We start from the raw sequence: 23689 nt of genomic DNA, 5'->3' as shown, positions 1-23689 counted from the left end.
CGGAGGGGGACACCGTCTCCCCTAAGATGATCGGGTGCCTTCACGCCTCGTCATCGCCATCGATGGACCCAGCGGGTCCGGCAAGTCGTCGACGGCGCGCGGCGTGGCCCGGGCGCTCGACCTGTCCTACCTCGACACCGGCGCGATGTACCGGGCGGTCGCCGTGGCCTTCCTGGACGCCGGCGTGGCGCCCCAGGACGAGGCCGGCGTGATCGCGGCGACGGTCGCGGCCGACATCCAGATCTCGCTCGACCCCGACGACCGCTGGGTGCGGGTCAACGGCCGCGACGTCACCACCGAGATCCGGGAGCCCCGCGTCGCCCAGCACGTCTCGGCGGTCAGCACGCTGGCGGCCTGCCGCGAGAACCTCGTCGCGCGCCAGCGCACCCTGATGGACGCCGACCCGCGCGGCTGCGTGGCCGAGGGCCGCGACGTCACGACGGTCATCTACCCCGACGCCGACGTGCGCGTCCTGCTCACCGCGGACCCGCAGGCGCGCCTGGCCCGCCGCGGCGGCGAGCTCGGCGCCCGCGTCAACACCGAACAACTGCGCGACCAGGTGCTGCGCCGCGACGCCGACGACTCCAAGCTCGTCGACTTCACCCACGCCGCCGACGGCGTCCACCTGCTCGACACCACCCACCTGAGTCTCGACGAGGTCATCCGCGCCGTCGTCGCCCTCGCGAAGGAGATCGCGTGAACGCCAAACCCGTCCTGGCCGTCGTCGGCCGGCCCAACGTGGGCAAGTCCCAGCTCGTCAACCGGATCCTCGGGCGCCGCGAGGCCGTCGTGCAGGACCTGCCCGGCGTGACCCGCGACCGCGTGAGCTACGACGCGAGCTGGAACGGCCGCGAGTTCGTCGTCGTCGACACCGGCGGCTGGGTCTCCGACGCCAAGGGGATGGCCGCCCAGATCGCCGAGCAGGCCGAGCTGGCGATCGGCGCGGCCGACGCCGTGCTGTTCGTCGTGGACGCCACCGTGGGCACCACCGACGAGGACGAGGCCGTCGTCAAGGTGCTGCGCCGCAGCGGCAAGCCCGTCGTGCTGGCCGCCAACAAGGTCGACGACCAACGGCTGGAGCCGGAGGCCGCCGGGATGTGGAACCTCGGGCTGGGGGAGCCGTTCGCGGTCTCCGCGCTGCACGGCCGTGGTTCGGGCGACCTGCTGGACGCGATCCTCGAGGCGCTGCCCGAGGCCCCGCGGGAGCCCGAGGAGGAGATCGGCGGGCCGACCCGCGTGGCCATCATCGGCAAGCCGAACGTCGGCAAGAGCTCGCTGCTGAACAAGATCACCGGGCGGCAGCGGGCGGTCGTCAGCGACCTGGCCGGCACCACGGTCGACCCGGTCGATGAGCTGGTCGAGCTCGACGGCGAGGTGTACCGCTTCATCGACACCGCCGGCATCCGCCGCCGCGTGAAGGAGGCGTCCGGCCACGAGTACTATGCGTCGCTGCGCACCCAGCAGGCCATCGAACGCGCGCAGGTCTGCATCGTCGTGATCGACGCGTCCGAGTCGATCACCGACCAGGACCTCAAGCTGCTCACCATGGTCGAGGAGGCCGGCAAGGCGCTGGTGGTGGCCTACAACAAGTGGGACCTCACCGACGACGAGCGCCGCCGCTACCTCGAGCGCGAGGTGGAGCGCGACGTCCAGGCGTTCGCGTGGGCCCCGCACGTCAACATCTCGGCGCTGACGGGCCGCAACGTCGACCGGCTGCGCAAGGCGATCGACGCCGCGCTGGAGGGCTGGGAGACCCGCGTCTCCACCGGCCAGCTCAACGCCTTCCTGGGCCGGATCACCGCGGCGCACCCGCACCCGGTGCGCAGCGGCAAGCAGGCCCGCATCCTGTTCGGCACCCAGGCGCAGAACTGCCCGCCCACGTTCGCCCTGTTCACATCGGGCCCGCTCGACCCGCAGTACGTCCGGTTCGTGGAGCGGCGGCTGCGCGAGGAGTTCGGCTTCGTCGGGACGCCGATCCACGTCGAGGTGCGGGCGCGCCAGAAGCGCGCCAAGCGCTGAGGCGTCGCTGGGCGGCGGCGGCGAGGACCCCGCCGCTGGGATAGGTTGCGGCCATGGCCCAGCAGTTGCCCAGCACGCCCTTCCTGGCGATCGATCTTCCCGTCCTCGAGGCGAACATCGAGCGAGTCGCCGCCTGGGCCGACGAGCGCGGCCTGGCGCTGCGCCCGCACGTGAAGACGCACAAGAGCCCCGAGATCGCCCACCGCCAGGTGGACGCCGGCGCGCAGGGGCTCACCGTGGCGACGCTGGGCGAGGCCGAGGTCTTCGCCCAGTCGGGGTTCGACGACCTCCTCATCGCCTACCCGCTGTGGCTGGACGACGCCCGGCGCGAACGGCTGCGGCGGCTCGCCGTCGAGGCGGACGTGCGGGTCGGCTTCGACTCGGTCGAGGCCGCCGCCCGCCTGGTGGGGCTGGGGGTGACGGGGATGCTGGAGGTCGATTCGGGCCATCACCGCTCGGGGGTCGCCCCGGAGCGCGCCGGTGAGGTCGTCGCCGCCGCGGTCGCCGCGGGGCTCGACGTCGTGGGCGTCTTCACCTTCCCCGGCCACAGCTACGCCCCGGACGGTCGCGAGGCCGCGGCCGCCGACGAGGCGCGGGCGCTGCGCACCGCCGCCGACGCCCTGACCGCCGCCGGGGTCGCGCCGCGCGTCATCAGCGGGGGCTCCACGCCGAGCCTCGCCGCGACCGGCGAGGGCCTCAACGAGTCGCGTCCGGGGGTGTACGTGTTCAACGACGCCCAGCAGTGGGAACTCGGCGCCTGCACCCCCGAGCAGATCGCGCTGACCTGCCACGCCACCGTCGTCAGCCACGCCGGCGGACGCCTCGTGCTCGACGCCGGCTCCAAGGTTCTGGGCGCCGACCGCGCGCCGTGGGCGTCCGGGTTCGGGCGGCTGCTCGACCACCCCGACGCGCGGCTGGTCATCCTGTCGGAGCACCACGCGGTCGCCGACCTGGGCGGGGCGGATCTGCCGCCCCTGGGGTCGATCGTGCGGGTGGTGCCCAACCATGCCTGCAACGCGGTCAACCTCGTCGACGAGTACGCCGTCTTCGACGACGGCGCGCTGGTCGGCACGTGGGGCGTCGCCGCGCGCGGCATGAACGCGTGACGGCGCGGGGCGCCTCGGGGCGGCTCGGCGCGGGCCTCGGCGCCGCTCTGATCTCCGCCGCGGCGTTCGGGACCTCGGGGCGTTCGCCAAACCGCTGCTCGCCTCGGGCTGGTCGCCGGCCGCCGCCGTGGCGGTGCGCCTGGGGGCCGCCGCGCTGCTGCTGGCCATCCCGGCCGCGCTCGCGCTGCGGGGCCGCCGCGGCGTCCTGCGGGAGCGTTGGAAGCCGATCCTGATGTACGGGATCTTCGGGGGCCTCACCGTCCAGGCGGCGTACTTCTACGCGATCCAGTACATCGACATCGGGCTGGCGCTGCTGATCGAGTACTTGGGGGTCGTGCTCGTCGTGCTGTGGGTGTGGCTGCGGACGCGGCGGCGTCCGGGCGGCCTGACGCTGCTCGGCATGGTGGTGGCGATCGCCGGCCTCGCGGTGGTGCTGAACCCCGGCGACCTGGCCGACGTCGACCCGCGCGGGCTGGCCTGGGCGGCGCTGGCCTCGCTGGGGATGGCCGTCTACTTCATCACGTCGGCCGGCACGCCCGGCATCCCGCCTGTCGCGTTCGTCGCGTCCGGCCTGGGCGTGGGGGCGGTCGGCCTGCTGCTCCTGGGGCTGGTGGGGCTGGTGCCACTGACGGTGAGCTTCGCCGACGTGCCGCTGTTCGGGGTCTCGCTGCCCTGGTGGGTCCCGCTGGCCGAACTGGTGGTGGTCGCCGCGGTGACCGCCTACGTGATCGGCTTCATCGCGGCGCGGGCGCTGGGGGCGACCGTCGCGGGCTTCGTGGGGCTGACCGAGGTCGTCTTCGCCGTCGCGTGGGCGTGGCTGCTGCTGGGGGAACTGCCCGGGTGGGTGCAGCTCGGCGGCGGGCTCGTGCTGCTGCTCGGCGTGGCCGCGGTGCAGTCCGGCAGCCAGCGGGACGCGCTGGCGAACCTGGATGTCAGCCCGGAAGGCGCCCGCTGATCAGGAACACGTCGTGGTCGAAGTCCTCGCCGTCCTTGGCCTTGGTGATCGTGGTGGCGGTGCGGGCGGCGACGTCGACGAACCCGAGGCCGCGCAGCTGAGCCTGCAGGTCGTCGCGGTCGATCCCGTGGTGCCCGGCGAAGTCGTCGGCGTGGTAGGTGTTCTGCGGGTCGGCGTCCAGGTCGGCCAGGGCGATCCACCCGCCGGGCCGCAGCGAGGCGCGCAGGCTGGTCAGGAGGACATCCAGGTCGGCGACGTGGTGCAGCACCATGGACGCGAAGATCAGGTCGACCGGGCGGGCCAGGGGAGCGGCGCTCAGGTCGCGCCGCTCGACGGCGTAGCGCGCCGGGTCCGCCGCGGCCCGCTCGCGGGCGACCTCCAGCATCCCGGCGGAGACGTCGGTGAGCAGCACGTGGCGCAGCCGCGGCCCGAGTTCCAGTGACAGCAGGCCGGTGCCGCAGCCGATCTCCAGGGCGTCCCAGGACGCGTCGAGGGGGACCGCGGCGATGATCGCCTCGGCGATCGCGTGCGTGGAGGCGACCTTCTCCGGGGTGTCCCAGTCGCGGGCCCGCTCGTCGAAGAAGTCGGCCGGATCGACGCCGTTGTGCGGGTGGTCGTGGCCGTGCCCGCCGCGTCCGCCGTTGTGATCGTGGTGATGGTGCGCCATGCCCACCATGGTGGCACGCGCACGGGGCGTCCGCGGTCGGTGTCGATGCGACAACCACACCCCGATACGTGTATCTTGGTCCCTCGGTGGCACTCAGCGATGAACCACCATCGGGACGTGGCGCAGCTTGGTAGCGCACTTGACTGGGGGTCAAGGGGTCGCAGGTTCAAATCCTGTCGTCCCGACGCTGTGAGGCGTTGTCGGAGGCACTTTTCGGGAGACCGGAGGGTGCCTCTTCTGTTTCTCCTCGGCGTCCCTCACAAGGGCCGAGCACCGCGCGGGTCGGCGTCGAGGTCGAGGGTCGCCAGGATGCCGAGGAGTTCGCGCTCCTCGTAGCGGAAGTGGGACTCCATGATCGCGGCCAGCCCGTCCAGGGTGGCCGCTTCGAGTCCGTCACCGCCGGGCTCAAGACGGCGGGCGCGCGCGTCAGGGTCCGGCGCCAAGTTGCGGTGTCGATCGTGGGCACGATGATCAGGCTGACACACGTCGAGGCGCATCAATCGAAGTCCTCGACACACGAGCGCACTTCGGACGCCTGCTAACGACCTGTAGTCGCGTGTGGTCATGGGATCGTCAAACTACGTCGCCGCACTGGTAGTACCAAGTCCATGGGACACTGGGACCCGGGAGCCGCCAGTCCTGGCAGGTAGACGTCCACCGATTCACGCTTACCGTGCCGTTGCGAGCCGGACGGTTAGCCTGCATCGCAGGGTATGCAAGGAGTAGCAATGAGGGTCGCGCGGATCCGTATCGGACGGTTTCGGGGCTATCGCCATGTAGTGCTCGTCGTGCCAGAGAACATGGTGCTCGCAGGTGAGCCACAGGCGGGCCGCACTGACATCGTCGAGGCCTTGCGTCGGGTCCTCGACGCCCGCAGCACACGTTCCCGCGTGAATCCGCTCGATGTCTACCGACCTGCCGACGGCGACGGAGGGTCCCTGACGGAGGTAGAAGTGACTCTCCTCGACCTCGGGAAGGACCTCGAGACTCTCCTCAGCGAGAATCTGGAGACATTCGACCAAGAGACCGGGGAGATCGCCACGCCAAGCAATGCGGGCGACGCGGTTCTGGGCGTACGTCTGTGCTATCGCGCACGATATGATCTCGATACAGACATCGGCGAGCACTGGGTTGATTACCCGGCGCGAAGTGATCCCGCTGCCGGGGTGTATAGGAGAGCGAGCCGGATCGAGCGTGAGGCCCTGCCTGTCCAGTTCGTTGACAGTGCACCGGCACTCCAGTTGCGGGCAGAGGGAGTCCTGAGAGCACACCTCGCCGACGGCGACCCTGGTGGCCTGGACAGTGCCCTCGCCAATCTGGATTCGGCTGTCCATGCTGCAACCGAGTCGTTCTCTAGGACTGAGGTGGTCACCTGCGTTCTGGATAAGGTCATTGATTCTGGACCGCACACTCTCTTCGGTATCAATGACGCCGCCGACATAACTTTCCTGGCGGACGACGGCTCAATGGCTGCCCTCCTCAGAGCGCTTCAACCGGCGATCTCGATGGGTGCGGCCGGAGTCCTTCCCGTCCGTTCCCAGGGGTCGACTGTTGAAAGTGTACTCTCGGCCGCTGAAGCAATCGCAGCCGCGCGAGATGCACAATCAGGCGTCGTCATCATTGGCGATGACTTCGGGGATCGCCTCGACGCATCGTCTTCTGAACACATGGCGCGGCTCATCCACGTAACCGCAGGGCAAGCGATCCTTACAACGCGCCGTCCTGAGGTAGTACGAGCATTCGATCCCGGTGAGCTGGTTCGGCTCACGGTCAGCCACGGCGAAAGGCGACAGCACCGGCTCTCTGCGGTCACGGACAAGACGGGCCGAGTCAACCGGAGGCTCATCCTGGAGCAGCTTTTCGCAGCGCTGAGCGCGAGAACCGTCGTCCTCGTGGAGGGACCGCTCGATGTCGAGGGGTACGGGGCGCTCGCGTCGCGGCTCTTCCGCAAGACGAACAACCAGCGCTTCAGCCTTCCTGCCAACGGCATTCGCCTGGTCGCCCCGCCAGGGTCAGACGGAGGAGTCACCCGGCTCCCTGCTATCGCCGCGATCGCCCTTGAGCTCGGATTCCACGTCCGAGCGGTCGTTGACAACGACAAGCCAGGACACGAAGACCCAGCAGTCGGAGTCCTTGCAGGAGTGGTCGAACAACTCGTCGTGCTTCCTACGCGTACCGCCGTGGAGGCGGCGCTCATTCGCGGTGTACCCGGAGATCAGCTCCGCAAGACGGTCACGACCTTGGAGGATTTCGGCATGCCCGCCCTGCCGGACGATCTCAGTGACGACGACATCGCGGAACACCTCATCACGACGAAAGTGATCAAGAAGCAAGGGTTAGGGGCGGCCTGGGCTCACGCGCTGACATGCCAGCCCCCAGTAGCGGCGTCCACGATCGAAGCAGTCTGCGGCGACACGCTCGGACGCATCGACATTCCCGCTCTGTCATGACTTTCGTCCCGCAGAACCCGGAGCAGGAGCGAGTCGTAGCTACGCAGGCCGAACTCGCTGTCGTGCTCGGCGGAGCGGGTGTCGGAAAGACGACAAGCGCGCTCGCCGCGGCTCACGCCCATCTCGAGCGAGTAGCAGGAAGCGCACCCCACGATCGTGTCCTGTTCCTTTCGTTCTCTCGTTCCTCGGTGGCACGCATCGCCTCTCGTGCAAATGATATCCTCGGTCGCCGAGGCTCTCAGGTGGACATCATGACGTTCCACTCGCTCGCGTTCTCCGTGGTTCGGAGGTTCGGGAATCTGGTCGGACGTGGTGATGCCGTTCTCGTCAGCCCTGCGCGCGAGAAACTCGGCTTGGCTGAGCACGAGATCGGATACAACAGGCTCATTCCGCTCGCACTCGAAATCGCCCAGGTCACACCCGCTGTCGCAGAACACCTGCGTACCCGATGGGGCCTCGTAATTGTCGACGAGTTTCAGGACACAGGCGATGCGCAGGAAGAGCTCCTTCAACTGATCGCTCGCGACAGCCGGGTGATACTGCTCGGTGACCCGAACCAGTGCATCTACACGTTCCTCGCCGAAGATGGTGTCAGAGTGGAGCGCATCGATGAAGCCTGCTCGGCCGCTGGGGCCGAGAACACCATCGTGCTGCCAGAAACCTCCTTCCGAGACCCCTCCGGGATCATCCCGGCCGTGGCCAACGCCATCAGGGGACGCCGGTTCAACTCAGAGGCCATCGCGGCGGCCATCCAGGGCGAGAGACTGGTCATCCGAGACGGGATACCACTCTCCGATGAGACCAGTCACGTTGCACGGGTCGTTAGCGAGCTAGCCGCGGAGGACTTGGGCGTGGCAGTATTCACGCACCACAACGATATGCTCGCGGCTCTCTCCGATGCACTTGAAGCCGACGGGATCGAACATGAAGTGGCCGGTCTTAGTGACGCGCTCGCCGCCGCCCTCGACGCCCAGACTGCGATGGCAGGGTTCCACATCGGCGATGGCGCCTGGGAAATCGTGCTCGAAGCGATAGCCGTGTTCCTGACGAGTGCGCAACGTGGGCAGAAGGCGCCCCCCATCGCATACCAGGTGATGAACGGTTCCGGTCCCACGACCCTGCAAGCTCGCTTGAACGCTCTTCGAGAGCGACTCTCCGACGCCGGGTCCCTTCGGGAGGTAATCGAGGTAGCGGCGACGGCACACGACGCGCTTGGGCTACCGCAGAAGTCGGGTGCCTGGCAGCAAGCAGCCACCCTGCTCTCGGTGATGTACGCGCGAGCCGCACGCACGAGCAGCGCCCGCGATGACCATCAGATGGTCGCAGCGATCTGTGCAGAAGCCCGTGAGGCGAGTTACGCGGCGCTCACAGACTCGGCGCTGAGCCCGCGAGAGGTTCAGCTAATGAACCTCTACCAGACGAAGGGACGCGAGGCCGACGCGACCGTCGTGGTGTTGCGGGAGGGAGACTTCATGGGCTACGAATCAGAACCGTTCCCCGCAACAAGTCGGCTCCTCTACGTGGTCTTCTCCAGAGCCAGACACAAGATCGTCGTGCTGCTCGTGGGCAACAGGTTCCACGCCGCCGTAGCTCCTCTCGCGGCTCTGGCCGCGAACTGAGGTTACACACGGGGACCAGAAGGGGACAGAATCGTGCAACCATGCATCCGGAGACGTGTTCTGCATGAACTGACGCCCGGAATCACGCGGAATCTGGGCGCGCAGAAGCAGTTTGGGCGCCCGGGGTCAAGGGGTCGCAGGTTCAAATCCTGTCGTCCCGACGCTGTGAGGCGTTGTCGGAGGCACTTTTCGGGAGACCGGAGGGTGCCTCTTCTGTTTCTCTTCGGCGTCCCTCACAAGGGGCCGAGCACCGCGCGCGGGTCGGCGTCGAGGTCGAGGGTGGCCAGGATGCCGAGGAGTTCGCGCTCCTCGTAGCGGAAGTGGGACTCCATGATCGCGGCCAGCCCGTCTAGGTGGCCGCGCAGCGCAGCCGGCGCGGCGTCGGAGGCGAGGGCGGCGTCCAGGTCGGCCAGCAGGCCGGCGACCATCGCGTGGTCCTGCACGAGCCGTTCGATGGTGGGGGCCAGGTCGGGACGCCGGGCGACCAGCTCGGGGAACAGCGCCGCGTCCTCCGCAGCGTGGTGGCCGCCGAGCGCCGCGCAGAACCCGAGACAGTGCAGGCGCAGGTCGGAGCGGGCCGCGGCCGCGTCGCGCGGGTCGTCGGAGTCCCGAGCCAGCCGCAGCGCGCGCCGGAGCCGGTCGTGGGCGTCGAGGAGTTCGCGGTTCCAGGCCACCAGCCTGTCGCGCTCAGCCACGACGCGAGGTGGGGATCATGGGCGGACCTTCCGGCTCGGGCCCCGCCGCTCGGCGGGACGCACAGGGGCCACGGTACCGCGGTCACGTGGGCGGATCACCCCTAGTGAACCCCTTGTGTGCGGCCCCGCTCGACCTAGCATCGGCGATGGGGGATCGCAGCGAACCCACCGATCATGGGCCCCGGCTTCGACCGGGGCGAGCGCGCCCGAGGCGTCGCGACCGGCGGGTGCCGCGTCCCCGCCGACGATCGGCAGGGCCGAGGGGGAGAACATGAGGATCGCAGTGGCGGGCGGAACCGGCACGGTGGGGCGGCACGTCGTCGTCGCCGGACGCGAGGCGGGGCACGAGATGGTCGTCATCAGCCGGCACGCGGGCGTCGACGTCCTGACCGGGCACGGGCTCGACGAGGCGCTGGCCGGCGTGGACGTCGTGATCGATGTCACGAACAGGGCGGCGCCCTCGGCGGACCGCGCCCGCGCCTTCTTCGAGGCCGTGACCGCCGCCCTGATGGGGGCCGGGGCGCGCGTCGGCGTCCGGCACCACGTTGCGCTGTCGATCGTGGGCATCGACGGGATCGACGCCGGCTACTACGCCGGCAAGCTCGCCCAGGAGCGCGCGGTGGAACGCGGCCCGGTGCCGTCCACGATCGTCCGCGCCGCGCAGTTCCACGAGTTCGTCGGCATGTTCCTGGGACGCGGCCGGTCGCCGCTCGCGGTGCTGCCGCGGGCGCTGATCCGGCCGGTCGCGGCGCGGGAGGTCGGCACGCACCTGATCGCGGTCGCCGAGGCGGGCCCGGCCGGTCGCGCGCGCGACCTCGTCGGCCCCCGCGACGAGGAACTCGTCGACCTGGCCCGCCGCCAGTTGCGGCACGGCGGCGTCCGGCGCGCGGTCCTGGGCGTCCGGCTGCCGGGCCGGTACGGCGCCGGGATGGCATCCGGTGCCCTGCGCGGCGGCCCGGACGCGCTGCCGGGCACCCTGACCTTCGACGCCTGGCTGGACGGCCCCGACCACCCGTCGGCGGTTCAGCCGGGACGCTGACTCCGCCGGGCCCCGCGAGACGACCGGGACGACACGGCCCCGGCCGCTACGGTGGCGCCGTGAGCACCCCCGCGGAGACCGTCGACACCCCCTACGGCCGGTTCGCCCGGGCCACCTCGGGCCTCTTCGTCGCCGGCGGCGACCCCGAACTGGCCGTTTCGACACAGTCCGCGGGGAGGGTCCCCGAGCTGGCGGCCCGACTGGCCGCGTTCGCCCGCGCGCCCCGGGCCTGGACGCGGCGGGCCACCGACGCGGTGGTGCGGGCGTTCAGCGAGGGCGAGCCGTCGGCGTCCGACCTGGACGAGGCGGCCGCCGACCTGCGCCTGGAGACGGTCGAGGTCCGCGACGACGGCGCCGTGGTGCTTCACCTCGAGGACGGCTGTGGGGAACACTTCATGCAGGGCTACTGGCCCGCGGTCCGGTTCGATGACGACGGCGACGTCGTGGAAGTGACGGTGGAAGCATGAGCGACGAGACGAACCAGCAGTTCAACAAGGCACTGCACCTGCTGGACGCGGGCGAGCCCGCCCGCGCCGAGGAGACCCTGCGGGCGGTGATCGCGGCGGCCGAGTCCGAGGCCGACCCCGAAGCCGAGGTGCGGGGACGCGTCGTGCTCGCCGACCTGCTGGTCGAGGCCGGGCGCGGCGAGGAGGCCGCCCCGTTGTTGAAGCAGGCGCTGGCCACGGCCGTCGAGGACGACCTGGTGGACGTGGAACGCGCCCGGGCCTCGGAGCTGCTGGCGCGGCTGGCCGGGGTGACGCCGACCACCGAGACCGGCTCCGGGGCGGGTGGCGCCGGCTCCTGGTGAGCACGGGCGGCCGGGTGGTTGGGCCGGCGCCGCAGTGATCGGCGACCGGCGTCCCCGAGGCGTCCTCAGTCGTCGCCCAGGGGCAGGTCGGTCTCCCCGGCCGCGAGCCGCGCGGCGTAACGGGCCGCGAACCGCTGCAGGTCGGCCTCGGCGTCCGCCGCGCCGTCCCAGCGGTCCGGCAGGTCGGCGCCGTCGCGGCGGCAGCGCGTGAGGCGCGCGGGCCCCGGGTCGAGGTCGGTGTCGACGAACGTGCACCGGCTGAAGCTGGTGCCCGGGCCGAGGACGGCCCCGGCGAAGCTGCAGCGGACGAACGTCGCGTCGGCCAGGGCCGCGTCCGACAGGTCGACGCCCTCGAACGTGCAGTCCTCGAAGCGGGTGTTGGGCTCGCAGATGAGCCGGCGGGCGTCGGCGCCGGTGAAGTCGCACCCCACCACCTCGGTGCCCAGGGTGACGCCGCGCAGCCGGGCTGCCCGGAAACTGCATCGCTCGAGCCGGCGGCCCAGCCGCGTCCCGGTGGCGAGGGCGGCGTGGTCGAAGCGGCCGTCCTCGATCACGCACCGGTAGAGCGACACGGCGCCGCGCGCGTGGCTCAGGTCGACGCGGGACAGCGTGAGGAACGACAGGCGGACGGGCTCGCGGCCCGCCCCAGCCCGCGCAGGTCGAGGAACCCGTCCGCGGCCGACCAGTCCGTCTCCAGGCGGTGCGGGCCGCGCACGTCGCGGGCCTGCGCCGCCACCTGGGCCCTGAGGTCGGCGAGCCGCTCCGGCGTCCAGCGGCGCCGCCAGCGGGCGACCTGCGCCGCGGGGGCCGTCATCGCGGCACCTCCAGGGTGCCCGCCGCCAGCGCGGTGAGCAGCGCGGCCACGTCCGGGGCGACCACGTCGGCGTCCTCGAAGTCGGGCTCGGCGCCGCCGACCACGACGCCGGTGGCGCGGCTGACGCCCCAGAACGCGTACGCGCCCCCACGGCCAGCAGGATGGGCAGGACGTCGTCCCAGAAGCGCGTGACGCGTGCTGCGTCGTCGGGGCCCATGGCCGCGTCCAGCGACAGGGTGCGCCACTCGTCCCAGGCGAAGGCCGCGTCCGAGGTGCCGGTGTAGTCGTCGAGGGCGAGGAACCAGGCGTCCTCGTCGGGCCCAACGAGCGCGTCGAACCGGAGCAGGCAGGCGGCCCAGTCGGCCGGGATGGCCAGCGCGGACAGCCGCGCCAGGTCGGCGGTGCGGTCGGCCACCGCCGGCGTCAGCGACCACCCGCGGGGGACCAGGGCGGCGAGCAGCGCGTCGGGTGCGGTCGTCATCGCAGGCCCCTGCGTCCCGCGGCCACCGCGTCGGTGCGCGGCCGGTCGGCACGACCGGTGTCGTCGAGGCGCCGACCGCTCCGGTCGGGCAGCGTGGGGGAGAGGGTGGGCACGTGGCGATCCTAGGGCGAGCGGGACGGCGGGCGTCGGCGTCCCAGCGGCGCGGGCGGCTGACGTTCAGCCAGGCGATCCCCCATCACCGCCTCGGTTGCGGCGGGCGGCCGCACTGGTCAGGATCGGTCGCATGACCGCAGCCCCGCGCCCGCTCGACGTCGCCTCCTGGCCCCGGCGCGAGCACTTCGAGCACTACCTGACGGCGGTGCCGTGCAGCTACGCGCTCTCCGTCGAGGTGGACGCCGGCGCGTTCGTCGCCGCCCTGGCCCGCTCGCCGCGCAAGACCTACCTCGCCCAGATCTGGGCGCTGGCGACGGTCGTGAACCGACACGACGAGTTCAGGATGACCCTGCTCGCGGACGACCGACCGGCGGTCTGGCCGGTCCTGCACCCGTCGTTCACGGTGTTCAACCCGCGCCGGGAGACCTTCGCCGCCGTCTGGGCGCCGTACGACCCCGACTTCGCGGCCTTCCACGCCGTCGCCGCGCCGCTGCTGGCCGAGCACGCGGACGCCACCGCCTTCCGCCCGCAGGGGTCGCCCCCGCCCAACACCTTCGACGTGTCGAGCATCCCCTGGGTGTCGTTCACGTCGAACACCCTGGCCATCGAGAACGCCTGGCGCCACCTGGCGCCGATCTTCACCCTCGGGCGCTACGCCCGCCGCGGGGACACCACGGTGCTGCCGCTCGCCGTCCAGATCCACCACGCCGCAGCGGACGGTTTCCACACCGCGCGCCTGATCCAGGAGTTCTCCGCCCTGCTGGCCGACCCGTCCTGGGTCGACAGCCGCGCAACGCCGCTCTAGCGACGCGCGCCCGCCCCGGCAAGCGCCGGGCGCGCGGCGCGGCGCCGCGAGGCGCCCAGCAGCACCGCGCCGAACAGCGCCACCCACACCAGGAACGGGACCAGCACCGCGCGCTGCAGCGCGCCCGCCCAGGGCGCCGTCGCCTCGGCCCACGCCGGCACCTTGCTCGCCAGCGAGAACACCAGGTCCGCGACCACGGTGACGAGGGCCAGGAACAGCGTGGTGCGCCAGAAGCCCCCAGGCGCGGCTCGCGCCGGATCCGGCGCAGCCACACGAACATCGCCACGGGCATGAGCACGAACACCAGCGCGCCCAGGATGTTGTGCGCCATTCCGTGCCAGGTCGCGGCGTCCAGCGGTGTGCCGGCCGGGTCCATCACCAGGGGGCCCGACGCGAACAGCCCCGCCCCGATCAGGCCCAGGAGCAGCGGCCCCGCGATCGAGGACGGCCCGGAGGGGAAGGTGGCGCGCAGCCACGCGGCGAACAGGATCAGGCAGGCGCCGGTGAGCAGGAACGAGGCGATCTGGACCCAGCCGCGCGGGCCCAACGACAGCGCGCTGACGAAGTCCGCGGCCGCGTCGTAGCCGGGGCGCAGCGCCCCCTCGATGAGAAACACCCCCACGAACACCAGCGGTCCGATCACCCCGGCCGCGGCACCGTTGCCCCGTGCGTCCACGTCCGCCCCTTGGGAGCACAATCTAAGGCGCGGCGGGCTCGCGCGTGGCCCGAACGACCGACCCGGCGCGGCGACCGCGGACGCCGCAGCGGCCGGTACCCGGCAGGCCTTCCGTGACAGACTGGCACCGATGAACCCCGACGACCTCCCGGCCCGCCGCCCGGCGGCGGAGCACTCGCTGACGCACCGGCGCTGGGCGCTGCGCATGCAGCAGCCGATGCCCACCTCGACGAGGGTCGACCGGGTCTTCTTCCTGCTCGGGACGGCGTCGGCGGTCTTCCTGGCCGTGCTCGGGTCGCTGCTGGGGATCCGGACCTGGTGGTCGTCGTTGCTGCTGCTGCCCGTCTACGCGGTGCTGGCCTACCTGGCCCTGCCACGGCTGCACCGGATGCTGACCGACTTCTACGTCCCCGACTACTTCTTCGGCCGCACCCGGACCACCGACGGGCTGCTCGGCGACCCGGTGAACCTGGCGGTCGACGGCGAGGTCGAACAGTTGGACGCCGTGATGCTGCGGGCCGGCTGGCACCGCGCCGACGACATCACCCCGGCGTCCACGTGGGGGATCGTGGTCTCGACGCTGACCCGGCGCAGCTACCCGACGGCGCCCGTCTCGCCGCTGACCCTGTTCGGGCGCCGCCAGGACGTCGCCTACCAGCAGGAGGTCGCGGGGAACCCCAAGCAGCGCCACCACGTCCGGTTCTGGCACACCCCGCCCGGCTGGCTGCTGCCCGGCGGCACCCACGTCGACTGGCTGGGGGCGGGCACCTACGACACCAACGTGGGGCTGTCACTCTTCACCTTCCAGATCACGCACCGGATCGACGAGAACACCGACATCGAGCGCGACCACATCATCGACTCGGTGCTCCGCCACAACGACGCGGTCGTGGTGCACGACCTGCCCCACTTCACGACCGGCTACCACTCCCGCAACGGCGGGGGAGACCAGTTCGTCACCGACGGAAACCTCCCCATCCTCGATCTCAACGCCGTCGCCGTCGCGGGGCCGGCCCTGCCGTCCGGCACGGAGGACGAGACCACCAGCGACGGGGCCCTGGAGCCCGGACGGGGGACCCCGAGCCGGACCGTGTCCCTGCGCCGCGCCCCGGTGTCGATCGTGCTGGCGGCGCTGCTCGCCCTGGTGGTCACCGCGATGTCGGTCGCTTCGATGATCATCGAGGCCATCCAGGACCCGGGCACCCTGGGCACCCCCGACGAGGACGCGTGGGCCCGCGGCTTCGTCATCGCGGTCGGGGTCGTGATCCTGCTGGTCCAGATCCTCCTGGTGCGCGGCGTGCTGCGCCGCGGGCCACGGTCCCGGTTCGCCCTGATGGTCCTGCTGGGGCTGGGCGTGCTGTTCGCCGCCATCGACTACATCACCGGCGCGGCCCGCCTGGGCTTCAACGGGACGCTGCTGGGCGCCACGCTGCAGTGCCTGGCCCTGATCGCGCTCACCTCCACGTCGTCCGCGGCCTGGGTGCGCGAGCGCGGCGAGGACATGCCGATCGGCTGACCGGGACGCCGGCGGTGTTGGCGAGGGCTGCTAGGTTGCCGCCACACCACCCTGAGGAGACCCGTCATGGCCAATCGGTCCTACCTGTACGCACTGAGCAACCGCCCCCGCAGTTACAGCGATCGCCCCGAGCGCATCGAGGGACTGTCCGAGTGGCCCTACGACGTGCCGTTCCTGTACCGGCTTCTCGCCTCGGGGGACACCCAGGCCTGCGCCTCGCTGATCTCGGAGGGGCTGGAGGACGAGGACGCCGACGGCAACGTGACCAGCCGCGGCCCGCTGCACGCCATCAGCGGCGACTACACCCTGGGCTTCGCCCGGGTCGAGCGCTTCCTCGAGGCGGCCCGGATCATCGCGACCACGCCGCCGGCGCCCGCCGCGGCCGAGCCGGAGCCCGAGCCCGGGCTGTTCGCCCGCGTCGCGCGAGCCCTGTCCGGGGGACGCCCGCTGCGCCGAAGGCCACCGCCGAGGCGGAGCCGCCCGCGAACACCGAGCTTTTCCTGCGCGCGCTGGAGGAGTCCGCGCAGTTCCTGGCCGAGCACCGCGACAGCCACGTCCTGCTGGAGACCATCGAGGTCGACATCATGTCCGAGAACGACATCGACCGGCTCGCCGCCATGGTCGACGAGGAGGTGGAGCGCTGCCGCCGCGCCGGCGCCGCGGTGGACGCGCTCCCCGCGGACCCGCAGCAGGCGGCCGCCGTGCTCGCGCGGGCCGCCCAGAAGGCCGATCAGCCCGTGCTGGAGCCATTCGAGGGGCTGCGGTTCGACGACGAATGCGACGACCGCGACCAACTGCGCACGATGGGCGTCTTCCACTGGACCACCGTTCTCTACTTCGCGTTGTGGAACAAGGCGCAGTACGAGGCGGAGCATGGAACGGTGGAGGGCTGATCAACCGAACGGTTGATGCCCACGCGACAAGGCATTTCTAGTCTTGAAGACGTACCTGGGAAAGGAAATGTCTTCATGCGCAAGCTCTACTACGCCTCGTTCGCGTACATGGCCGTCGGCGTCGCGTCCGGCCTGTTCTACCGCGAGTTCACCAAGCTCAACGGCTTCCCCGAGGGGCAGTTCACCCAGCTCGGCCTGGCGCACACGCACCTGCTGACGCTCGGCACCATCTTCGGGCTGATCTTCCTGCTCACCGAGAAGGCGTTCTCGCTGTCGGGCTCGAAGATGTTCGACTGGTTCTTCTGGACGTGGAACGCGGGCGTCGTGCTCACCAGCGCCATGCTGATCTGGCACGGCTCCCTGACCGTCCTGGGCCTGGAGTCGACCAAGATGATCGCCGGCGTCGCCGGCATGGGCCACATGCTCCTCACGGCCGCGTTCATCCTGTTCTTCCTCATGCTGGGCAAGGCGCTCAAGCAGCGCGAGGTCCCCGCCACCGAGGACGTTGCGGCATCGTTGAGCCTGTGAGCACCTCCACCACCTCGGAACCAGTCGCGGCGCCCACGCGCCGCGACTGGTTCGCGCTCGCCGTCCTCGCGACGGGCCTCGGCCTGATCGTGCTGGACGGCACCATCGTCGGCGTCGCGCTGCCGACCATCATCAGCGACATCCACCTGGACCTCACCGACGCCCAGTGGGTCAACAGCCTGTACGCGGTGCTGCTGGCCGCGCTGCTGCTCTCCACCGGCCGGCTCGCCGACCGGCTCGGCCGCAGGCTGCTGTTCCTGGTCGGCCTGGTGGTCTTCGTGGGCGGCAGCGTCCTGGCCGCGTTCGCGGACGCGGCGACGCCGCTGATCGCCGCGCGCGCCGTCCAGGCCGTCGGCGCCGCCATGATCATGCCCTCGACCCTGTCGACGGTGAACGCCGTGTTCCGCGGGAAGTACCGAGGCGCCGCCTTCGGCGTGTGGGGCGCGGTCATCTCCGGCGCCGCCGCCGTGGGGCCGCTGGCCGGCGGCGCCCTGACGCAATGGGCCTCCTGGCACTGGATCTTCCTGGTCAACATCCCGCTGGGCGCCATCGTGTTCGTCGCCGCCCTGTTCACCGTCCCCGAGACCAAAGGGGCGCAGGGGCGGCCCGGTGCCGACGTGGACGGCGCGCTGCTGTCCGGGATCGGCTTCGGCGCCCTGGTGTTCGCCATCATCGAGGGTCCCGACCTCGGCTGGTGGACGCCCAAGGCCGACCTGAACCTCCTCGGGCTGACGTGGCCCGCCACCGCCCCCGTCTCGATCGTGCCGGTCGCCTTCGCGGTCGCCGCGGTCGCGCTCACGCTCTTCGTGGTGTGGGAGCGGCACCGCGAGAAGGTCCGCCGCTCGGCGCTGCTGGACCTCAACCTGTTCAAGCTGCCCACGTTCTCGTGGGGCAACACCACCGCCGCCATGGTGGCCGTGGGGGAGTTCGCCATCATCTTCGTGCTGCCCCTGTACCTCATCAACGCGCTCGGCCTTGACGTCATGGGCGCGGGCCTCGTGCTCGCCGCCATGGCCGTCGGGGCGTTCTTCTCCGGGGCGTCCGCCCGGCACCTGGCCGCCCGCTACGGCGCACCGGGCACGGTCCTGATCGGCCTCACCCTCGAGGTGGTCGGGGTGCTCGCGCTCGCGCTGCTGATCCGGCCCGACAGCTCAGGCTGGCTCGTCGGGGTGCCGCTGGTGGTCTACGGGCTCGGCCTGGGGCTGGCGTCCGCGCAGCTCACCGGGACGGTCCTGCGCGACGTTCCCGTGGAGGTGTCGGGGCAGGGCTCGGCCACCCAGAGCACGGTCCGGCAGATCGGGTCCGCGCTCGGCACCGCCTTCGCCGGCGCCGCGCTGTCGGTGTCGCTGGCCGCCACGCTGCCCGCGTCGCTCGGCGCCGCCGGGATCACCGGCGCCGAGGCCGACCAGCTCGCGTCGGTGACCCGCAGCTCGGCCGGCACGATGATCGGTCAGCTGCGCGCCCAGGGCGTCCACAGCCCGCTGGGGGAGCACACCGCTGCCGCCGTCGACGCGCTCTCGGCCGGTTTCACCGACGCCACCCGCTGGTCCCTGGTGGTCGCGACGCTGTTCCTGTTCCTGGGCCTGGTCGGCGCGTTCCAGCTGCGCCGGGCGTCCCACTGAGGCCCTTCCTGGACGCGCCCGCGCGGGGGCGTCCGAACCGCCCGGGGTAGTCTGCCTAGCGGCCACGAGACATCAACCCCGGCAAGCGGCCGAACGGAGGGGGACTCCCCATGGGCGACGACACGCAGGATCCCAAGCCCCGCGCAGGGCTCGGAACGGCGGCCAAGCGGCTGCTCAAGCAGGTCGACGAGACCTACCCGCACGGCATCCACCCGGCGCTCGTCCCCGGGATCGGCGTCGAGGAACAGCGGAACCGCTACGGCACCGACAAGGTGGTGTTCGGCGTCACCGCGGCGCTGATCCTGGCCTTCATCGTCTGGGGCGTGGTGTCGACCGAGTCGCTGTCCACCGTCTCCACGGCGGCCCTGAACTGGACGCTGGCAAACGTCGGGTGGCTGTTCACCGGTCTGGTCGCGGTCATCGTGTTGTTCATGCTCTTCATCGGCATGAGCCGCTACGGCACCATCCCGCTGGGCAAGGACGACGAGGAGCCCGAGTACCGCAAGTTCTCCTGGGTCGCGATGATGTTCTCGGCGGGCATCGGCATCGGCATCATCTTCTTCGGCCCGCTCGAGCCGCTCACCTACTACCAGTCGCCGGCGCCGGGCGCGGCGACCGCGGAGACCCCGGAGGCGGCCGTCAAGGCGCTCGCGCAGACGTTCTTCCACTGGGGCGTGGGGCCCTGGGCGGTGTACGGCCTGGTGGGCGGGGCGATCGCCTACGGCGCCTACCGCCGCGGCCGCGTCCCCCTGATGAGCGCGATCCTGACCGCCCTGCTGGGACGCCGCAGCGTCGAGGGCGTCGCCGGGCGGCTGGTGGACATGTTCGCGATCGTGGCGACGCTGTTCGGCACGGCGGCGTCCCTGGGCATCGGCGCCATGCAGATCGGACGCGGCGTCGAGATCGTGGGCGGGCTCGGCAAGCTCCCCAACGCCGCCCTGATCGGCATCGTCGCGATCCTGACCGCCTGCTTCATCGCCTCGGCGGTCTCCGGCGTCGGGCGGGGGATCCGCTGGCTGTCCAACATCAACATGGCGCTGGCCCTGTCGCTGTCGCTGTTCATCTTCATCGCCGGGCCGACGCTGTTCATCCTCAACATGTGGCCCGCCGCGATCATGGAGTACGCGCAGAGCTTCTTCCACATGCTCGGCCTCGGCCCGGCCTACGGGCCCGAGGCGGCCGAGTTCACCGGCGCCTGGACGGTCTTCTACTGGGCCTGGTGGATCTCCTGGTCGCCGTTCGTGGGCCTGTTCCTGGCCAAGATCTCGCGCGGCCGCAAGATCCGCGAGTTCGTCCTCTACGTCATCACCATGCCCACCCTGGTGTGCATGTTCACCTTCGGCATCCTCGGCGGGACGAGCATCTGGTTGCGGCAGAACGGCGACTCCATCTCCGCCGACGGCCCGCCGGAGGAGCTCTTCTTCCACGTGCTGAGCACGCTGCCGCTGGCGCAGATCACCCCGATCATCGGCATGGTCGTCATCTCGATCTTCTTCATCACCTCCGCCGACTCGGCGTCCCTGGTGATGGGGACGCTGTCGCAGCGGGGCAAGTCCGACCCCGACAAGCCCGTCACGATCTTCTGGGGGCTGGCGATGATGGGCATCGCGGTCGTGATGCTGCTCGTGGGTGGCGGCGACGCCCTCAACGGCCTGCAGAACATGATCATCGTCTCGGCGATCCCGTTCGCGATCATCCTCATCCTCATGATGCTGTCCTTCGCGAAGGACCTGCGCTCCGACCCCCTGGTGATCCGGCAGTCGTATGCCACCTCGGCGCTGCGCAACGCGGTGCGCCGCGGCGTCGACCGCTACGGCGACGACTTCGACCTCGTCGTGCGCCGGTCGGCCGAGGGCGAGGGGGCGGGCGCGGACTTCGACTCCCACGATTCCGCGGTCACCGAGTGGTACCAGCGCACCGACGAGGAGGGCCGTCCGGTCGACTACGACTACGCCACCGGGACGTACGCCGACGGCTGGACGCCCGAGGGAGACGTGCCCGAGGGAGACGTGCCCGACCTCGACGCCCTGGGCGGCGCAGTCGATCCGGGCGCGGAGCCCGACGCGGGGGAGGCCGACGCGCCGCGGGCCTGATCCCGCGCCGGCCGGCGCCCCGCGGGGTTACCGATTCGTGATGCACTCCTGGGCCCGATCGCTTGCGTGGTGAGAGTTAGTTAGGTTTACTAACTCCTATGACCAACGTGGCTCCCCGTGCACGACGCGCGCATCCCCATCGCGCGATGCTGCCGACGCACGGGCGCCGCCACAACCTCAGTCTGATCCTGCAGTCGCTCTACAGCGCCGGCCCCATGAGCCGGGCCGACCTGGCCCGCACGGTGGGGCTCACCAAGGTCACGGTCAGCGACCTGGTGGCGGAACTCCTGGGCAGCAACCACGCCGTCGAGGTGGGGCCGGCGGCGCAGGGGAGGCCCGGCAAGCCGGCGACGCTGGTGGACGTGAACCGCAGCGGGCTGCAGATCGTCGGCGTGGACCTGGCCGAACACCAGGTGCTGCGCGCGGCGGTCCTCGACCTGGACGGCACGATCCTCAGCCGCGTCGAGCGCCCGGTGCCCCCGATCGCGGACGCCGCCGTCGACCCGCGCGAGGACCCCGTCGTGCGCGCCGTGGTGGAACTGGTCCACGAGGCGATCGCCGCCGCGACGGCGCCCCTGCTGGGCATCGGTGTCGGGACGCCCGGCATCGTCGGGCCCGGCGGCGCCGTGGACACGGCGCCCAACCTCGGCTGGGACGACGTCCCGCTGCGCGAGGTGCTGCACGAGGCGACGGGCCTGCCCGTCTTCGTCTCCAACGACGCCGACGCGGCCGCGCACGCGGTCAGCACGTTCGGCGGCGGGAGCGACGACATGATGCTCGTCAAGATCGGTCGCGGCGTCGGCTGCGGCCTCATCGTCGGCGGACAGCGCGTCCGCGGCGCCCATTACGCGGCCGGTGAGATCGGCCACGTCACAGTCGGCACCGACAACGGGTCGGCCTGCCGCTGTGGGAAGTCCGGCTGCCTCGAGACGTGGCTGTCGGCACCGAACCTCGAACGTCTCCTCGCCGAGGCCGATCCGGACGACCCGGAGCGGCCCCTGCGGGACGGGGGCGAACGACTCGCGATCGCGATCGCGCCGGTCGTCGCCGCGCTCGACCTGGAGGAGGTGGTCATCGCCGGTCCCCAGGGGCTCGTCGGTGACGTCCTGCTCGGCCAGGTCGACGCAACCCTAAGGTCCAGGCTGCTCGCCCGACCCGCGACGGAGCGGGTCGTGCGGCGTGCCTCGGATCCCGACGACATCGTGCTGCGTGGCGCAGCGGTGCTCGTCCTGTGGGACCAACTGGGAGTCGCCTGACACCCCTGCGGGGGACTTCCACCGCCACACGCAGCACGCCGCACCCGGTGTGCTCATCGCAAACGGCCGCGAGCGGCCACCAGAAAGGAATCACGGGGACATGGCCACACGACTCGGAGTGAAGGTGACAACGGCGCTGGCAGTGTCGGCAGCGCTGCTCCTTTCCGCCTGCGGGGGAGCCGGCAGCCAGCCGACCGCCGCACCGACGACCACGGGGGCGGCCAACGCCGACCGCTCCATCACCATGTGGGTGATCGGCGGTGACACGCCGGACGACCTCCGCGCATGGCTCGCCGACGAGTTCAAGAGCAAGACCGGCGCGACCCTCAAGGTCGAGGAGCAGACCTGGGGCGACATCGTCACCAAGCTGACGACCCAGCTGCCCGACGCCAACAACACCCCCGACGTGACCGAGGTCGGCAACACGCAGTCGCCGACGTTCACCAACGTGGGGGCGTTCGCCGACATCAGCGATCTGTACAAGGAGTTGGGCGGCGACAAGCTGCTGCAGAGCTTCGTGGAGGTCGGCGCGGTCGACGGCAAGAACTACACGCTGCCGTACTACTTCGGCTCGCGCTACATGTTCGTGCGGTCCGACCTGTGGAAGGAGGCGGGCACCACCCTGCCGCCCAAGACGCTGGACGAGTTCAACCAGTCGGTGAAGGACATCACCGCGAAGAACCCGCGCGGCATCCAGAACTTCAGCGGCTTCTTCCTCGGCGGCCAGGACTGGCGCAACGGCATCTCCTGGATCTTCGCCAACGGCGGCGATCTGGCCAAGAAGGAGAACGGCAAGTGGGTCTCCACGCTGTCCGACGCCAACACGCTGAAGGGCCTGACGCAGCTGCAGGACCTCTACCGCAACGCCTCGAAGGCGCCGGCCGACGCCAAGGACGCCACGCCGTGGCTCTACGTCAACGACTCCGACGTCATCAAGGACGACAAGGGCAACGAGACGGGCAAGACGAGCCTGGCCGCCGCGACGATCATGGCTCCCGGCTGGGCGCACTGGTCGATCGGTGACCTCGGCGAGAAGGACGGCAAGCCGATCCGCACCTGGAACGACGCGACGTTCTCGACGTTCGTCCTGCCGGGCAACGACGGCAAGCCCGCCCCGGTGTTCGCCGGTGGCTCCAACATCGGTATCTCCGCCAAGTCCAAGAACCAGGACCTGGCCAAGGACCTGATGCGGATCATCTTCAGCTCCGAGTACCAGACGAAGCTGGGCGAAGCGGGCCTCGGGCCGGCCAACAGCGACTACGTCAAGAGCCTCGGCGACGACCAGTTCGCCAAGGCCCTGATCGAGTCGGCCAGCAACTCCAAGCTCACCCCGGCCGCTCCCGGCTGGGCGGCCGTCGAGTCGGCCACCGTGCTGGAGGAGTTCTTCGGCAAGATCCGCGACACCGACGACCTCGCGGGCCTGGCCAAGGAGTACGACGCCAAGATCACCCCGATGCTCAACCTGAAGTGATCTGAGGCACCGACCCATCACGGGTCGACCCGGCGCGGTCGGCGACGCAACGTCGCGTCGCC

Annotated in this window: 22 protein-coding genes, 1 tRNA gene and 1 pseudogene; 18 read left to right on the top strand and 6 right to left on the bottom strand. The window is 71.1% G+C overall.

The features are described from left to right. Nucleotides 1-34: 34 nt before the first annotated feature. From cmk to G7070_RS16185, 4 genes are all read left to right on the top strand, one after another. A complete protein-coding gene (gene cmk / locus G7070_RS16200; protein WP_166234599.1) occupies nt 35-700 on the top strand; it encodes a (d)CMP kinase in 666 nt (221 codons plus the stop codon). Further along, complete coding sequence (gene der, locus G7070_RS16195; RefSeq protein ID WP_166234598.1) at nt 697-2019, top strand: ribosome biogenesis GTPase Der; 1323 nt, start codon at nt 697-699, stop codon at nt 2017-2019. The genes cmk and der overlap by 4 nt, the downstream gene beginning before the upstream one ends. A 53-nt stretch (nt 2020-2072) precedes the next feature. Further along, nucleotides 2073-3125: an alanine racemase gene (locus tag G7070_RS16190; RefSeq protein ID WP_166234597.1), complete on the top strand. Its 1053-nt coding sequence runs from the start codon at nt 2073-2075 to the stop codon at nt 3123-3125. 127 nt (nt 3126-3252) lie between these two features. Beyond that, a complete protein-coding gene (locus G7070_RS16185) occupies nt 3253-4080 on the top strand; it encodes a DMT family transporter (RefSeq protein WP_166234596.1) in 828 nt (275 codons plus the stop codon). Here the strand turns inward: G7070_RS16185 and G7070_RS16180 are convergent. Beyond that, nucleotides 4058-4747 carry a class I SAM-dependent methyltransferase gene (locus G7070_RS16180; RefSeq protein WP_166234595.1) on the bottom strand — a complete coding sequence of 230 codons (690 nt, stop codon included), beginning with the start codon at nt 4745-4747 and terminating at the stop codon, nt 4058-4060. The genes G7070_RS16185 and G7070_RS16180 overlap by 23 nt on opposite strands. Before the next feature lie 111 nt (nt 4748-4858). Here G7070_RS16180 and G7070_RS16175 point away from each other — a divergent pair. Next, nucleotides 4859-4932: transfer RNA gene (locus tag G7070_RS16175), tRNA-Pro, on the top strand. A gap of 72 nt (nt 4933-5004) precedes the next feature. On the opposite strand, the gene G7070_RS18110 is transcribed toward G7070_RS16175, so the two are convergent. Continuing rightward, nucleotides 5005-5244, bottom strand: coding sequence for a hypothetical protein (locus G7070_RS18110; RefSeq protein ID WP_206080166.1), 240 nt, complete (start codon nt 5242-5244; stop codon nt 5005-5007). 231 nt (nt 5245-5475) lie between these two features. Between G7070_RS18110 and G7070_RS16165 the strand changes: the two genes are divergently transcribed. Further along, a complete protein-coding gene (locus G7070_RS16165; protein WP_166234594.1) occupies nt 5476-7197 on the top strand; it encodes an OLD family protein in 1722 nt (573 codons plus the stop codon). Further along, on the top strand, nt 7113-8816 hold the full coding sequence (locus G7070_RS16160) for a UvrD-helicase domain-containing protein (RefSeq protein ID WP_348981473.1): 1704 nt from the start codon (nt 7113-7115) through the stop codon (nt 8814-8816). Before G7070_RS16165 ends, G7070_RS16160 begins: the two co-directional genes overlap by 85 nt. A gap of 233 nt (nt 8817-9049) precedes the next feature. Here the strand turns inward: G7070_RS16160 and G7070_RS16155 are convergent, their stop codons facing one another. Continuing rightward, entirely contained in the window at nt 9050-9511 is a 462-nt protein-coding gene (locus G7070_RS16155) for a hemerythrin domain-containing protein (RefSeq protein WP_166234592.1), read from the bottom strand. A 271-nt stretch (nt 9512-9782) separates the two neighbouring features. On the opposite strand from G7070_RS16155, the gene G7070_RS16150 reads away from it, so the two are divergent. Genes G7070_RS16150 through G7070_RS16140 form a run of 3 tightly spaced genes read left to right on the top strand, consistent with a single transcriptional unit; the run spans nt 9783 to nt 11358 of the window. Next, complete coding sequence (locus G7070_RS16150; protein ID WP_166234591.1) at nt 9783-10550, top strand: SDR family oxidoreductase; 768 nt, start codon at nt 9783-9785, stop codon at nt 10548-10550. A gap of 59 nt (nt 10551-10609) precedes the next feature. Continuing rightward, the gene (locus G7070_RS16145) at nt 10610-11017 is read left to right on the top strand and encodes a hypothetical protein (protein WP_166234590.1); all 408 of its coding nucleotides are present in this window, start codon (nt 10610-10612) and stop codon (nt 11015-11017) included. Next, complete coding sequence (locus tag G7070_RS16140; protein ID WP_166234589.1) at nt 11014-11358, top strand: hypothetical protein; 345 nt, start codon at nt 11014-11016, stop codon at nt 11356-11358. The genes G7070_RS16145 and G7070_RS16140 overlap by 4 nt, the downstream gene beginning before the upstream one ends. Nucleotides 11359-11423: 65 nt before the next feature. On the opposite strand, the gene G7070_RS16135 is transcribed toward G7070_RS16140, so the two are convergent. Next, on the bottom strand, nt 11424-12653 hold the full coding sequence (locus tag G7070_RS16135; protein ID WP_166234588.1) for a pentapeptide repeat-containing protein: 1230 nt from the start codon (nt 12651-12653) through the stop codon (nt 11424-11426). Between the two features lie 244 nt (nt 12654-12897). Between G7070_RS16135 and G7070_RS16130 the strand changes: the two genes are divergently transcribed. Further along, nucleotides 12898-13572 carry a CatA-like O-acetyltransferase gene (locus tag G7070_RS16130; RefSeq protein WP_166234587.1) on the top strand — a complete coding sequence of 225 codons (675 nt, stop codon included), beginning with the start codon at nt 12898-12900 and terminating at the stop codon, nt 13570-13572. On the opposite strand, the gene G7070_RS16125 is transcribed toward G7070_RS16130, so the two are convergent. Further along, the gene (locus G7070_RS16125; protein WP_166230695.1) at nt 13569-13844 is read right to left on the bottom strand and encodes a hypothetical protein; all 276 of its coding nucleotides are present in this window, start codon (nt 13842-13844) and stop codon (nt 13569-13571) included. The genes G7070_RS16130 and G7070_RS16125 overlap by 4 nt on opposite strands. 32 nt (nt 13845-13876) lie before the next feature. Then, nucleotides 13877-14455 (bottom strand): annotated as a pseudogene (locus G7070_RS20065) (DUF998 domain-containing protein); the annotation flags it as partial. Between G7070_RS20065 and G7070_RS16120 the strand changes: the two are divergent. The 7 genes from G7070_RS16120 (at nt 14379) to G7070_RS16090 (ending at nt 23627) form a co-directional block, all read left to right on the top strand. After that, nucleotides 14379-15764 (top strand): LssY C-terminal domain-containing protein, encoded by a 1386-nt coding sequence (locus G7070_RS16120; protein WP_166234586.1) that lies wholly within the window; start codon nt 14379-14381, stop codon nt 15762-15764. The pseudogene G7070_RS20065 and the gene G7070_RS16120 overlap by 77 nt on opposite strands. A 584-nt stretch (nt 15765-16348) precedes the next feature. Continuing rightward, nucleotides 16349-16657 (top strand): hypothetical protein, encoded by a 309-nt coding sequence (locus G7070_RS16115; RefSeq protein ID WP_166234585.1) that lies wholly within the window; start codon nt 16349-16351, stop codon nt 16655-16657. Between the two features lie 75 nt (nt 16658-16732). Continuing rightward, nucleotides 16733-17185, top strand: coding sequence for a DUF2871 domain-containing protein (locus G7070_RS16110; RefSeq protein WP_166234584.1), 453 nt, complete (start codon nt 16733-16735; stop codon nt 17183-17185). Next, nucleotides 17182-18807, top strand: coding sequence for an MFS transporter (locus G7070_RS16105; protein WP_206079838.1), 1626 nt, complete (start codon nt 17182-17184; stop codon nt 18805-18807). The genes G7070_RS16110 and G7070_RS16105 overlap by 4 nt, the downstream gene beginning before the upstream one ends. A 110-nt stretch (nt 18808-18917) precedes the next feature. Beyond that, the gene (locus G7070_RS16100; protein ID WP_166234583.1) at nt 18918-20900 is read left to right on the top strand and encodes a BCCT family transporter; all 1983 of its coding nucleotides are present in this window, start codon (nt 18918-18920) and stop codon (nt 20898-20900) included. 146 nt (nt 20901-21046) lie between these two features. Next, nucleotides 21047-22156: an ROK family transcriptional regulator gene (locus G7070_RS16095; protein WP_206079837.1), complete on the top strand. Its 1110-nt coding sequence runs from the start codon at nt 21047-21049 to the stop codon at nt 22154-22156. A 100-nt stretch (nt 22157-22256) separates the two neighbouring features. Continuing rightward, nucleotides 22257-23627 (top strand): extracellular solute-binding protein, encoded by a 1371-nt coding sequence (locus G7070_RS16090; protein ID WP_166234581.1) that lies wholly within the window; start codon nt 22257-22259, stop codon nt 23625-23627. The last annotated feature ends 62 nt before the right edge of the window (nt 23628-23689 follow it).

Origin of the sequence: Propioniciclava coleopterorum (assembly GCF_011393335.1) — a bacterium.
Taxonomy (GTDB): Bacteria; Actinomycetota; Actinomycetes; order Propionibacteriales; family Propionibacteriaceae; genus Propioniciclava; species Propioniciclava coleopterorum.
Note: the sequence above shows the minus strand (reverse complement) of the source record. Positions and strands in the feature narration are given on the sequence as shown.

Bases quoted from the DNA above. Each gene is read 5' to 3' on its own strand.
- G7070_RS16190 (WP_166234597.1), top strand. From the start codon at position 2,073: ATGGCCCAGCAGTTGCCCAGCACGCCCTTCCTGGCGATCGATCTTCCC.
- G7070_RS16180 (WP_166234595.1), bottom strand. From the start codon at position 4,747: ATGGCGCACCATCACCACGATCACAACGGCGGACGCGGCGGGCACGGC.
- G7070_RS18110 (WP_206080166.1), bottom strand. From the start codon at position 5,244: ATGCGCCTCGACGTGTGTCAGCCTGATCATCGTGCCCACGATCGACAC.
- G7070_RS16165 (WP_166234594.1), top strand. From the start codon at position 5,476: ATGAGGGTCGCGCGGATCCGTATCGGACGGTTTCGGGGCTATCGCCAT.
- G7070_RS16160 (WP_348981473.1), top strand. From the start codon at position 7,113: ATGCCAGCCCCCAGTAGCGGCGTCCACGATCGAAGCAGTCTGCGGCGA.
- G7070_RS16150 (WP_166234591.1), top strand. From the start codon at position 9,783: ATGAGGATCGCAGTGGCGGGCGGAACCGGCACGGTGGGGCGGCACGTC.
- G7070_RS16140 (WP_166234589.1), top strand. From the start codon at position 11,014: ATGAGCGACGAGACGAACCAGCAGTTCAACAAGGCACTGCACCTGCTG.
- G7070_RS16135 (WP_166234588.1), bottom strand. From the start codon at position 12,653: ATGACGACCGCACCCGACGCGCTGCTCGCCGCCCTGGTCCCCCGCGGG.
- G7070_RS16130 (WP_166234587.1), top strand. From the start codon at position 12,898: ATGACCGCAGCCCCGCGCCCGCTCGACGTCGCCTCCTGGCCCCGGCGC.
- G7070_RS16120 (WP_166234586.1), top strand. From the start codon at position 14,379: ATGAACCCCGACGACCTCCCGGCCCGCCGCCCGGCGGCGGAGCACTCG.
- G7070_RS16115 (WP_166234585.1), top strand. From the start codon at position 16,349: ATGTCCGAGAACGACATCGACCGGCTCGCCGCCATGGTCGACGAGGAG.
- G7070_RS16110 (WP_166234584.1), top strand. From the start codon at position 16,733: ATGCGCAAGCTCTACTACGCCTCGTTCGCGTACATGGCCGTCGGCGTC.
- G7070_RS16100 (WP_166234583.1), top strand. From the start codon at position 18,918: ATGGGCGACGACACGCAGGATCCCAAGCCCCGCGCAGGGCTCGGAACG.
- G7070_RS16095 (WP_206079837.1), top strand. From the start codon at position 21,047: ATGCTGCCGACGCACGGGCGCCGCCACAACCTCAGTCTGATCCTGCAG.
- G7070_RS16090 (WP_166234581.1), top strand. From the start codon at position 22,257: ATGGCCACACGACTCGGAGTGAAGGTGACAACGGCGCTGGCAGTGTCG.